The sequence below is a fragment of the Romboutsia sp. genome, assembly GCF_056995035.1.
In genome coordinates this window covers 36,545-48,916 of record NZ_JBXKIW010000073.1, presented here as the reverse complement: position 1 = coordinate 48,916, position 12,372 = coordinate 36,545, and the positions used below count along the sequence as shown (strand labels likewise).

The 12,372-nt window shown below is 28.2% G+C and carries 10 protein-coding genes; 9 read left to right on the top strand and 1 reads right to left on the bottom strand.

All coding sequences use genetic code 11. From position 1 onward, the window contains the following. Nucleotides 1-165: 165 nt before the first annotated feature. Entirely contained in the window at nucleotides 166-714 is a 549-nt protein-coding gene (locus AC11VW_RS11310; protein ID WP_484301526.1) for a TetR/AcrR family transcriptional regulator, read from the bottom strand. 269 nt (nucleotides 715-983) lie between these two features. Here AC11VW_RS11310 and AC11VW_RS11305 point away from each other — a divergent pair, with 269 nt between their 5' ends. The 9 genes from AC11VW_RS11305 to AC11VW_RS11265 all read left to right on the top strand — a co-directional run bounded on the left by AC11VW_RS11305 (nucleotide 984) and on the right by AC11VW_RS11265 (nucleotide 12,299). Then, complete coding sequence (locus AC11VW_RS11305; protein WP_484301525.1) at nucleotides 984-1,820, top strand: DegV family protein; 837 nt, start codon at nucleotides 984-986, stop codon at nucleotides 1,818-1,820. A 246-nt stretch (nucleotides 1,821-2,066) separates the two neighbouring features. Beyond that, the gene (locus AC11VW_RS11300) at nucleotides 2,067-3,377 is read left to right on the top strand and encodes an ABC transporter substrate-binding protein (RefSeq protein WP_484301524.1); all 1,311 of its coding nucleotides are present in this window, start codon (nucleotides 2,067-2,069) and stop codon (nucleotides 3,375-3,377) included. Between the two features lie 144 nt (nucleotides 3,378-3,521). Next, complete coding sequence (locus AC11VW_RS11295; RefSeq protein WP_484301523.1) at nucleotides 3,522-4,445, top strand: carbohydrate ABC transporter permease; 924 nt, start codon at nucleotides 3,522-3,524, stop codon at nucleotides 4,443-4,445. Continuing rightward, nucleotides 4,445-5,263 (top strand): carbohydrate ABC transporter permease, encoded by an 819-nt coding sequence (locus AC11VW_RS11290; RefSeq protein ID WP_484301522.1) that lies wholly within the window; start codon nucleotides 4,445-4,447, stop codon nucleotides 5,261-5,263. The genes AC11VW_RS11295 and AC11VW_RS11290 overlap by 1 nt, the downstream gene beginning before the upstream one ends. A 26-nt stretch (nucleotides 5,264-5,289) precedes the next feature. Next, nucleotides 5,290-6,942, top strand: a complete 1,653-nt coding sequence (locus tag AC11VW_RS11285) for a glycoside hydrolase family 13 protein (RefSeq protein ID WP_484301521.1) — start codon at nucleotides 5,290-5,292, stop codon at nucleotides 6,940-6,942. A 51-nt stretch (nucleotides 6,943-6,993) separates the two neighbouring features. Further along, nucleotides 6,994-7,995, top strand: coding sequence for a LacI family DNA-binding transcriptional regulator (locus tag AC11VW_RS11280; RefSeq protein WP_484301520.1), 1,002 nt, complete (start codon nucleotides 6,994-6,996; stop codon nucleotides 7,993-7,995). A 98-nt stretch (nucleotides 7,996-8,093) separates the two neighbouring features. Next, nucleotides 8,094-8,765, top strand: a complete 672-nt coding sequence (pgmB, locus tag AC11VW_RS11275) for a beta-phosphoglucomutase (RefSeq protein WP_484301519.1) — start codon at nucleotides 8,094-8,096, stop codon at nucleotides 8,763-8,765. 33 nt (nucleotides 8,766-8,798) lie between these two features. Continuing rightward, nucleotides 8,799-11,087, top strand: a complete 2,289-nt coding sequence (locus AC11VW_RS11270) for a glycoside hydrolase family 65 protein (RefSeq protein WP_484301518.1) — start codon at nucleotides 8,799-8,801, stop codon at nucleotides 11,085-11,087. A 324-nt stretch (nucleotides 11,088-11,411) separates the two neighbouring features. Beyond that, nucleotides 11,412-12,299 carry a glycoside hydrolase family 73 protein gene (locus AC11VW_RS11265; protein ID WP_484301517.1) on the top strand — a complete coding sequence of 296 codons (888 nt, stop codon included), beginning with the start codon at nucleotides 11,412-11,414 and terminating at the stop codon, nucleotides 12,297-12,299. The last annotated feature ends 73 nt before the right edge of the window (nucleotides 12,300-12,372 follow it).

The following is a 12,372-nucleotide window of genomic DNA, read 5'->3' as shown; positions in this document are numbered from 1 at the left end:
TTCTATTTAAATAAGGTTTTTAGGTTTGTAAAATCTTTTTTATAACACATAGGAAATTATATTCATTTTAAAGCTATGGATAAATATAATTTTCGTATATGTGTTTCAAAAAAGTCTTCCTTATAAATCTTAAATTGAAGACTTTTTTATAATTTTAAAATTTAATTAACACCAATGATTAACTAAAAAATTAGCTATACTTTCAAATGGTATTTCTTCAGTTTTTAGCAACCCCTGAACAACTAAACCATCAACAATAGATACTAGTAAAAAAGAAAGAGCATCAGCATCTTTTGTACCTGTTTTTAAAATTTCGGATTTAAGTGTATTTCGCCATTCTTTATATTTAAATTTAATTTTTTCTTTTAAATATTCATTGTCTGTTATTGCTTCACAAAGAATATACATATGTATACGACCACGATCTTCGATAGCGGATATTTTTTCCAATATGAGATTTATCATTTGATCTTTAGAATTTTGAGAATCCATACTTTGTACGCATTTTAAGACTGCATTAGTAATAATTTCTAAGTGCATATTAGCTATATCAGATATTAAATCATCTTTTGAAGAATAATGATAATAAAGAGTACCTTTACTTATATTCACAGCTTTTGCAATATCTGCTAAACTAGTATTTTTAACTCCATTTTTTTTTATTAACTCTGTTGCAGTTAATAAAATGTTTTCTTTCATATTATTTGGTTTCATAAAATCAACCTTTCTATATATAACTGCCATTTTAATAAATCAATTATAAACTTATAAAAATTTATTGTCAATCAACCAAGATATGACTTTCATTTGTAGTCTAAAATAAAAATTTTAAATCAAATTGAATGAATTTTTAATTATTGACTTTTAAAATAAGTAAAGGTACAATAAAAATAAGAATCGGTCGACTGACTGACTGACGGACTAAAATAGAGATTGTAAGTAATTAAAAAATTAAATGGATATAAATAAAGTGAGGGAAAGATATGAGTAGAATAAAGATAATAACAGATAGTTCTTGTGATTTAAATAAAGATATAGTACAAAAATATAATATTGGAATTGTAGGCCTTAATGTATCATTTGGGGAAGAAACATATATAGATGGAGAAATGGACAAGGATACTTTTTACAAGAGAATGGCAGAATCTAAAGAACTTCCGAAAACATCTAGTCCTTCACCAGAGAGGTTTATTAAGAGTTACGAAGGTAAAGAGGAGATATTAGTACTTACAATATCATCTAAGTTATCAGCTACATACTCAACTGCAGTACTTGCAAGGAGCATGTTTTTAGAAGAAAATTCAAATAAAAGAATAGCAGTTATAGATACTCAAACTGGATCTGTAGGGCAAGGTATTTTAGTTTTGAAAGCAGCTCAGTTAGCTCACGAAGGAAAATCTCTAAGTGAAATAGTAGAGACAATAGAAAAAATAAAAAATGATCTAGTATTCTTTGGTTATCTTGAAACTTTAGAGAATGCTATAAAAGGTGGCAGAATAAATCCTCTAGCTGGAAAGTTAATAAATGCTTTAAACTTCAAGATTATAATTCAAGTTGTAGATGGGTTAGTTAAACCAGTTGATAAAGCAAGAGGAGATAATAATTGTATTAAAAAGGTAGTTGAAAGTGTTTGCTCAAGAATAACTAAAGGTGAGAAAAAGGTATTAGCCATAGGTCATTCTAATTGCTTACAAAAAGCATTAAAGGTTAAGGAAATAATGCTTGAAAACCATGGATTTGAAGATATTACAATAAGTGATGTGGGTTCTGTTATGGGGACGTATACTTCAAAAGGAGCAATTTTAATAAGCGTTTTATAAAATGATTATTTGATATATATTAGATGATAAAGTTCTTACAAATATGTAGTGTGTTTATTACATGTTTAGGAACTTTATTTTTATATTTAGAAAATAAATTAAAATTTGATATAAGCTATAAATTTTATAAAAATAAAATATAAAAAAGATTCAGAAAGCGGTTGCACGGATGGAAATGCCATGCTATAATTCAAGTACAAAGGTAATGCAAACGATTGCTCGAATGAAAAATAGGAGGGGTATAACATGGGATTAAAAAGAATTTTAAGTTTAGTAACAGTAACAATGTTAGTAGCAAGTAGTGTTGTTGGATGTAGTTCAAGTAAAGGAGATACTGCTAAAGAAGGAGATCAAATAAAGGTAGATATATTCCAATTTAAGGTAGAAGCAAAAGATGCACTTGAAAAAGCTGCAGAAGTTTATGAGGAAAAAAATCCTAATGTAGACATAAACGTAGAAACTGTAGGAGGAGGAAATGATTATGGTGCTGCACTAAGATCAAAATTCCAATCAGGTCAAGAACCTACTATATATAATGTAGGTGGCCCACAAGATGTTAAAGACTGGTCATCTAAATTAGAAGACTTATCAGATCAACCTTGGACTAAAGAGGCATTTGATGGAACTTTAGGTGCAGTAACAACTGATGAAGGAACATTCGGTATGCCATTTAATCAAGAAGGATATGGTTTTATATATAATAAAGAAGTATTTGAAAAAGCTGGTATAGACCCGGCATCTATAACAAGTTATGAAGCTTTAGAAAAAGCAGTTAAAACATTAGATTCAAAGAAAGATGAGCTAGGGCTTGAAGCTGTATTTGCACTTCCAGCAAAAGAAAAGTGGCTTACAGGACTTCATTTATTAAATACTGCGTTATCTAATGAATTTGAAAATGGAACTAAAGCTTATGAAGCTAAAGAATTAGAATTTAAATATAATAAAGAGTTAAAAGATTTATTAGATTTACAAGTTAACTATGCGTTTAAGCCAGATGGTAAAAATTCATCTTTAAATAGTGTTGACTATGCTATGCAAATTGAACAAAAATATTCAACTGGTAAAGTAGCTATTGTTCAAAATGGGAACTGGGCATATGGTGGAATAAAAGGTGTTAATGCTGATATAGCAGATAATTCAGGTATACTACCAATGCCACTTAAGGGAGTTAAAGAAGATTGTATACCAGTAGGAGTTCCAATGTATTGGGCTGTAAATAAAGAGAAGTCTGATGCAGAAAAAGATGCAGCTAAAGATTTCCTAAATTGGTTATATACTTCTGATGAAGGTAAGAAAATGATAATAGAAGATTTTAAATTCATACCAGCATTTAAAGGATATGAAAGTGATGAATTACAACCAAAAGATCCATTATCAGCAGCTGTATTAAAGTATTCTAACGAAGGAAAAACTATGCCATGGGTATTCATGGGATATCCAAGTGGATGGGGAGAAAATGTAGTTGGTGCTAATATACAAAAATATTTAGATGGAAGCATGACTTGGGAAAACTTAGTTAAGGATGCAAAATCTGCATGGTCAGAAGATAGAAAATAGTATTAAATAAATGACATGTTATGAGTGAATAGGAAAGTACAAATGTACTTTCCTATAATTGAAATGCAGGATAATATAATTATATTCTTAAGTTGAAATTTAAAATATGTTTTCGTTTTCAAAAAGTTAAAGGGGGAGAATTTTATGGCAAGTAAAGAAGCACAATTAGAAAAAAAGAAACAAATCGCCAAAAATAAAATTAGAAATAGTAAACATGGGTTAACATTTTGGGCATTTGTAGGACCTAGTTTATTTGCATTTGCATTAGTAATATTAATTCCATTAATACTTGGTATATATTATTCATTTACTAATTGGAATGGAATAGGTTCGGATATAGAGTTTATAGGGTTTGAAAATTATATAAAAACATTTTCTGATGAAGGATTCAGAAATTCGCTTTTCTTTACAATTAAATTTACTTTCGTATCAGTTATTAGTATAAATGTTATAGCATTTGGATTAGCACTTTTAGTTACGAGAGAATCGAAAATAAGCAACTTACTTAGAACAATATTTTTTATGCCTAACTTAATAGGTGGTTTAATTTTAGGATTTATATGGCAATTCATATTTGTAAATGTATTTAATGCTGCAGGTCAGGCACTAGGACAAGAATGGATGATGGGATGGCTATCAAATGCAACTACAGGATTTTGGGGAATGGTAATTATAATGGCTTGGCAAATGGCAGGTTATGTAATGGTTATATATATAGCAGGTCTTCAAAATGTTCCACCAGAGTTAAATGAAGCGGCAAAAATAGATGGAGCAACAGCTCTACAAAGAATAAGACTTATAACTTTCCCAATGATAAAGCCAGCATTTACAATAAGTTTATTCTTAACACTTTCAAACTCATTTAAATTATTTGACCAAAACTTAGCTCTTACTAATGGAGGTCCAGGAAATGCAACTCAAATGCTTGCACTTAATATTTATCAAACTGCATTTTCATATAATAAAATGAATTTAGCACAAGCAAAGGCAGTAATATTCTTTATATTAGTTACAGTAATAACACTGGTTCAAGTTTATATAACTAAGAAAGATGAGGTGGAGGCATAATGAAAAATAAATTAAGCAAATGGGCATTAGACATATTAGGGATAGTATTAGCCTTAATATGTTTGTCACCATTTTATATAATAATTGTAAACTCTTTCAAAACTAAAGGAGAGCTATTTGGAAGCACATTGTCTCTTCCAAAAAACTTTAGTTTTGATAACTATATAAGCTCTTGGGAACAATTAAACTTTATAAAAGTTTTAGGAAATTCATTGTTAATAACAATAATTAGTATAGTATTTATAGTAGTATTTGCATCTATGGCAGCGTGGATGTTACAAAGAACAAATTCTAAACTAGCTAATATAATACTATTTTTATTTATATCTTCAATGTTAGTAACTTTCCAATCAATAATGTTACCTCTTGTAAATATAATGGGTAAATTAAAACTTCTTAATATACCAGGAATTATATTTATGTATATAGGATTTGGATCAGCTTCAGCAATATTCTTATACCATGGGTTTGTAAAAGGAATACCAAAAGAATTAGATGAAGCAGCATTAATAGATGGATGTAGTAAATGGCAAACTTTTAGATATATAATATTCCCGCTTTTAAAGCCAATATCTATAACTGTTGCAATACTTAACACAGTTTGGATTTGGAATGATTTCTTATTACCTTCATTAGTAATAAATACACCAGAAACAAGAACTATACCACTTTCAATGTTCTTCTTCTTTGGTCAATATACAAAGCAATGGGACTTAGCGCTTGCAGGATTAGTACTTACTATAATACCAGTATTAGTATTCTATTTCTTCGCACAAAAGCACATAATAAAGAGTGTTACATCAGGAAGTATAAAATAAATTAATTCTTCAAGGGGGATAGTAATATGAAAAAAACTTGGTGGAAAGAAGGAGTAGTATATCAAATATATCCAAGAAGTTTTATGGACAGCAATAATGATGGAGTCGGAGATATAAAAGGAGTAATTGAGAAATTAGATTATTTAAAAGAATTAGGGATAGACATTATATGGTTAAGTCCAGTATACAAATCTCCTAATGATGATAATGGATATGATATAAGTGATTATGAAGATATAATGGATGAATTTGGGACTATGCAAGACTTTGATGAACTTTTAAATCAAGCTCATCAAAGAAACATTAAAATATTAATGGACTTAGTAGTAAATCATAGTTCTGATGAACACAAATGGTTTGTAGAAGCAAGAAAATCTAAGGATAATCCATATAGAAATTACTACATGTGGGCAGATCCTAAAGATGGAAAAGAACCAAACAACTGGGGATCATTCTTCAGTGGAAGTGCTTGGCAATATGATGAAGAATCAAAACAGTATTATCTTCATCTATTTACTAAAAAGCAACCAGATTTAAACTGGGAAAATGAAAATATGAGAAACGATATTTATTCTATGATGAAGTTTTGGCTAGACAAGGGCGTAGATGGATTTAGAATGGATGTTTGTAACTTATATTCAAAAGATACTGATATGTCAGATATCGCAGAAAATGGAGCAGAAGGTCTTTATATAAATGGTCCGAAGGTTCATGATTACTTTAAAGAGATGAATGAGGAAGTATTCAGTAAATATGATATAATGACGGTTGGAGAAACTCCAGGAGTAAGCCCTGAACATGCTAGAGCTTATGTTGGAGAAGACAGAAATGAGCTTAATATGTTATTCCATTTCGAGCTTATGGACTTACCCAATCAAAGTGACAAATTCTATAAAAAGTCATACAAGTTAACAGATGTAAAAAACATATTTATGAAGTGGTATGATGGACTTCATAATGTAGGATGGAACTCTTTATTTATGAATAACCATGATCAACCAAGAATGGTATCTAGATTTGGTAATGATAAACAATATAGAGTAGAATCTGCAAAAATGTTAGCTACATTAATACATACATTCAGTGGAACACCATATATATATCAAGGTGAAGAAATAGGAATGACTAATGTAGGGTTTGAAGATATAAATGACTATAGAGACGTAGAAACTTTAAACTATTATAATGAAAAAATAAAAAATGAAGACAAAGAAGACGTTATAAAAAGAATAATGCCAACATCAAGAGATAATGCAAGAACTCCTATGCAGTGGGATGATAGTTTAAATGCAGGATTTACAAAAGGAAATCCTTGGATAAATGTAAATCTAAATTATAAACAAATAAATGTTAAAAAATCACTAGAAGATAAAGACTCTATTTTCCATTATTATAAAAGTCTAATTAATTTAAGACACGAAAGTGAAACAATAGTGTATGGAGATGTAGAACTTATTTATCCTGAAAATGAAAATATATTTGCATATAGAAGAAATTTAAAGGATGAAAATATTGTAATTGTGTTGAATTTCTATGAAAATAATGTAAACTTTAAGATACCGGAGTTTTTACAGGAAAGAGAATTAGAAGTTCTATTATCTAACTATAATGATAAAATAATTGAAAATAATAATATAAAATTAAGACCATACGAGGCAATAGTATACAAGGTTGAATAATCAAAAGTACACAAACTAGATGTATGAAGGGTTGTTGTATAGGAGGAAAATATGAAAGTTACAATAAAAGATGTGGCAAAAGAAGCAAATGTAGCTACGTCTACGGTATCAAGAGTGTTATCAAATAATCCAAGAATAAGTAACGAAACTAAAATAAGAGTGCAAGAGGCTGTAAAAAAATTAAATTACAAACCAAATCCTATAGCTAGAAGCTTAGCAAATAATAAAACAAGAATACTAGGGGTAGTACTTCCAAATGAAGTGGAAGATTTACTAGCAAATCCTTTCTTTATAAATGCTATGAAAGGAATGAGTATGTATGCACAAAATAAAAATTATTATATAACATACGCATTTAGTAAAAATGAAGAAACAGAGCTGGAAAGTATAAAAGAAATGACACAGAGTCATCTAGTAGACGGAATTATAATGCTAAGAGTTAGAGAAAATGATGAAAGTGTTGAATACCTAAAAAATGCTAATTTTCCATTTGTTGTAATAGGAAGACCTGAATATCCAGACGAAGTACTATGGGTAGATAATAATAATTTCCAAGCAATGTATAAAGTTGTTAATAAACTTATACAAAAAGGCCATAGAAGAATCGGTTTTGTTGGAGCAATCAAGAATCTTAACATGTCAAAGGATAGATACAAAGGCTATGAAAAAGCTCTTAAAATGAATGGAATAGAATTAGATGAAAGTATTGTAACACATAAGGATGAATTTAAAGAATGTGAAGGTCAAAATTCATGCAGAGAAATTATAAAAAATAAAGATTTAACTGCAATAGTATCTACAGATGACATTTTGGCATTTGGAATTATGAAAGAGTTAAAATCTAATAAAATAGAAAATATATCTGTAGTAGGATTTAATAACACTCAATTAGCAGAATATCAAAAACCACCTTTAGCATCTGTGGATATAAATGCTGATAGGCTAGGATATCAAGCTGCAAAATTACTTATAAATACATTGGAAGAAAAAAATGATGACAACAGACATTATATTGTAAATACTGAATTTATAGAAAGAGAATCATTTATATAAATGATTCTATACAATAAAACCTAACTTGCTAAATATAATTAATATATAAAGCTATGTTTAGCAAGTGTTACAAATAGTTTGTTATAGGGGGCAAATTTATGATTGAAGCATTTATATTTGATTTAGATGGAGTTATAACAGACACAGCTCATTATCATTATTTAGCTTGGAAAGAGCTAGGTGAAAAGATTGATATAAAAATTGACGAAGAATTTAATGAAAGCTTAAAAGGTATAAGTAGAATGGAATCTTTAGAAAGAATACTTATACATGGCAATAAGCAAAATGATTTTACAATAGAAGAAAAAGAAAAAATGGCACATGATAAAAATAAGTATTATGTAGAGTTAATAAAAAATGTAACTCCAAAAGATATACTACCAGGAATCAAAGACTTATTAAATGAGATAAAAAATAATAATATAAAAATAGGTCTAGCATCTGCAAGTAAAAATGCAGTAATGGTTCTTGAAAATTTAGATCTATATGATTATTTTGATTTTATAGCAGATGCAGCTGAATGTAAAAATAGTAAGCCAGATCCAGAAATATTTATTATGGCAGCAAATGGACTAAGTGTAGACCATGTAAATTGTATAGGGATAGAAGATGCAAGTGCAGGGATTGAAGCTATAAATACTGCAAATATGTATTCAGTTGGAATAGGGGATAAGTTGATTTTAAATAAAGCAAAGCTTATATTTGAAAATACTAGTCAATTAAGCTTTGAAGAGATTATAAAAAACTACAAATGCGTTAGGTATTGTTAAAATATAGATAAAGTATTGTTTTAGGGGGATTTTATGAAACGTTTATTTGAAAATATAAATGAATGGAAGATTATACAAAATAAAATAGAGTTTGAAGAAAATAGATTAGCAGAATCAATAATGAGTTTAGGTAATGGATATATGGGGATGAGAGGTAACTATGAAGAAAGTTACAGTAAAGATAGTCATAGAGGATCATATATTGGTGGCGTGTGGTATCCAGATAAAACTCGTGTAGGGTGGTGGAAAAATGGATATCCTAATTATTTCGGAAAGGTTCCAAATAGCATAAATTATATAGGCATAGATATTTATGTGAATGGAGAGTTACTTGACTTAGCAAAAGCAGATTTAAGAGAATTTTATAGAGAACTTGATATGCAAAACGGAGTATTAACTCGTAAATTTATAGCTGGTGTTTGTGGCAATGAAATTGAAGTAAATGTCGTAAGATTTTTAAGTATAGCGACTAAAGAATTAGGTGTTATAAAATACGAAGTTAAATCATTAAACTTTGATGGAGAAATAAGTTTTGTACCATACTTAGATTCTAATGTAAAAAATGAAGATTCAAATTATGAAGAAGCTTTCTGGGTTAATGTATCATCAGATGCTAAACAAAATAATGGTAGTGTAGTAGCAAGAACTAAAGAGAATGTATTTGGTACAGAAGTATTTACAGTCGCAGCTGCTATGAATATAAAATCTAGTAAGAAACCTACATCAAATACTTATATGAATAAAGAATATTATAGTGCAAACACTTTAGTATTTGATATCAAAAAAGATGAAAATATAAGCATTGAAAAATATATAGCTATAACTACTACTAGAGATTATGAAGAAAATGAACTCATTAAAAAGTCTACTGATATATTAAATAAAGAAGTTTCAAAAGGATATGAAGCGTTATTAAAAGAACAATGCAGTGCATGGAATAAAAGATGGGAAAGTGCAGATATAAAAATAGAAGGAGATACACTTGCCCAACAAGGAATAAGATATAACTTATTCCAGTTATTTTCAACATATTATGGTGATGATGCAAGGCTAAACATTGGCCCTAAAGGATTCACAGGAGAAAAATATGGTGGAGCAACTTATTGGGATACAGAAGCATATTGTTTACCAGTATATCTTGGGGTAGCTCCAAAAGAAGTATGTAGAAACCTTTTAGTATACAGATATAACCAATTAGATAAAGCTATGGAGAATGCTAAAAAGCTTGGACTTGAGGGAGCATTATATCCAATGGTTACATTTAACGGAGAAGAATGCCATAATGAATGGGAAATAACGTTTGAAGAAATTCACCGTAATGGAAGTATGATTTATGCAATATATAACTATACAAATTATACAGGGGACTTTGATTATATAAAAGAAAAAGGTATAGATGTAATAGTTAAAGTTGCAAGATTCTGGGCAAGTAGAGTTCATTTAAATGCTAGGAAAAATTTATATATGATTCATGGGGTTACAGGACCAAATGAGTATGAGAATAATGTAAATAATAACTGGTATACAAACTACCTAGCTAAATGGTGCTTAGAGTATGCAAGCCAAAATATAGCTTGGTTAGAACAGGAGAATATAGAATCTGTAAATAGAAATAATGTATCTAAAGAAGAGGTAGAAAAGTGGTTAAACATAGGATCTAAAATGTATTTACCATATGATGAAGAATTAGATATAATAGTTCAACATGATGACTTCTTAGATAAAGAACTTATAAAAGTAGAAGATTTGTCAAAGGAAAACTTACCATTAAATCAAAAATGGTCTTGGGATAAAATACTTAGATCATGTTTTATAAAGCAAGCAGACGTACTACAAGGAATCTATTACTTTGGAGATAAATTTACTAAAGAAGAAAAGAAAAGAAACTTTGATTTTTATGAACCATACACAGTTCATGAATCATCATTATCCCCAAGTATATATTCTATAATAGCATGTGAGATAGATAATTTAGAAAAAGCATACGAATTATACTCAAGAACAGCAAGACTTGATTTAGATAATTATAACAATGATACAGAAGATGGACTTCATATAACTTCTATGTCAGGTGCATGGCTTTCTATAGTTCAAGGATTTGCAGGTATGAAAACGTTTAATGAAACTTTATCATTTCATCCTAAACTACCGGCAAATTGGGATGGATATAGCTTTAATATAAATTATAGAGAAAATTTATTAAAAATAGAAGTAAATAAAGAAAGTGTAAATATAATAAACTTACATGGTGATGCTATTGATATTACTATAAATGAAAAAGTATATAATATAAAAGATAGAAAAAATATTTTATTAAGATAGATTAATAAAGTATTTTTAGCTGAAAATTATAGAAATATAGTAAATATCAATGTAGTAAAGTGATTTATAAAAAGATTAGTATTTACGATAGAAAATAAAAAGTATATCTTTATTTGTATAAGAACAAATAGGATATACTTTTTTTATAGCGTGTAGCAAATTATATCCATTTTAAAACTGCGGATAAATATAATTTTTGAATAGATACTTCAAAAAAGTCTTCATTATAAATATTTAATTGAAGACTTTTTTATTTTGTAACATTTATAAGACAAAAGTATTATATACTATACTTAATTAAAGTACATTAAAGGAGAGACATATATGAAGAAAGTAAGGTTGATAATTTTAGTAATTACAATGGTGATTGGAGTAGGATACTTTTTTATTAGAAGTAACTCATTAAAAGAAATAAATAAAACTCAAATAAACATAAGTGACTATATAGATTATGTAGATGGAGTAAGTGCAAATAATGTACAAGTTAACTGGAAGTATGTTGCTGCAATAGTAGGAGTTATAGAAAAAAATAATTTTGAAAAAGCAACATTAGCTGAAATAAAAGAAGTAGCTAATATGTTTATAACTGAAGATAATAAATTAAATTCAGTGGAAATAGTCTTAGAAAAATTGGATTTTAATAATAATGAAAAAGATAGGACATTTAAATATATAGACGATTTAAAATATTATGGTATAACACCGAGTAAGTTACAGATAGATACAAAATATACAAGATTTATAGATAGTATAAAAGAAGGTGCTATAGAAAACTATAAAAAGTATAAAATCTTACCATCAATAACAATAGCTCAAGCAATACTTGAAACAGGATGGGGAGAATCAGATTTAGCTATTAAATACAACAACTTATTTGGTATAAAAGCTAATAAATCATGGAAGGGAGAGTATGTAACATTACAAACAAAAGAATTTTCAAATACTATAATAAACGATAAATTCAGGAAATATGAAGATAAGAACCAATCTATATATGAGCATGCAAAATTTTTATATGAAAACAAAAGATATAAAGATAATGGAGTTTTTGAATCTAATACATATAAATATCAAGCAAATGCACTTCAAGAAGCCGGATATAGCACTCTTATGAATGAAAATGGAGAAAAAATATATGCAAAAAAGTTGATACAATTAATTCAACAATATAATTTGCAGCTGATAGATAGTGAAGCACAACGTATTGACTAAAATAATAATTTATATTAATAAAAAACTCTCTCAAAGTAAATTTAGTACGCTTTGAGAGAGTTTTTTATTAATA

What these genes read in the sequence shown, in the direction of transcription:
- AC11VW_RS11310 (WP_484301526.1), bottom strand. Translation starts at nt 714, where the DNA reads ATGAAACCAAATAATATGAAAGAAAACATTTTATTAACTGCAACAGAG.
- AC11VW_RS11305 (WP_484301525.1), top strand. Translation starts at nt 984, where the DNA reads ATGAGTAGAATAAAGATAATAACAGATAGTTCTTGTGATTTAAATAAA.
- AC11VW_RS11300 (WP_484301524.1), top strand. Translation starts at nt 2,067, where the DNA reads ATGGGATTAAAAAGAATTTTAAGTTTAGTAACAGTAACAATGTTAGTA.
- AC11VW_RS11295 (WP_484301523.1), top strand. Translation starts at nt 3,522, where the DNA reads ATGGCAAGTAAAGAAGCACAATTAGAAAAAAAGAAACAAATCGCCAAA.
- AC11VW_RS11290 (WP_484301522.1), top strand. Translation starts at nt 4,445, where the DNA reads ATGAAAAATAAATTAAGCAAATGGGCATTAGACATATTAGGGATAGTA.
- AC11VW_RS11285 (WP_484301521.1), top strand. Translation starts at nt 5,290, where the DNA reads ATGAAAAAAACTTGGTGGAAAGAAGGAGTAGTATATCAAATATATCCA.
- AC11VW_RS11280 (WP_484301520.1), top strand. Translation starts at nt 6,994, where the DNA reads ATGAAAGTTACAATAAAAGATGTGGCAAAAGAAGCAAATGTAGCTACG.
- pgmB (WP_484301519.1), top strand. Translation starts at nt 8,094, where the DNA reads ATGATTGAAGCATTTATATTTGATTTAGATGGAGTTATAACAGACACA.
- AC11VW_RS11270 (WP_484301518.1), top strand. Translation starts at nt 8,799, where the DNA reads ATGAAACGTTTATTTGAAAATATAAATGAATGGAAGATTATACAAAAT.
- AC11VW_RS11265 (WP_484301517.1), top strand. Translation starts at nt 11,412, where the DNA reads ATGAAGAAAGTAAGGTTGATAATTTTAGTAATTACAATGGTGATTGGA.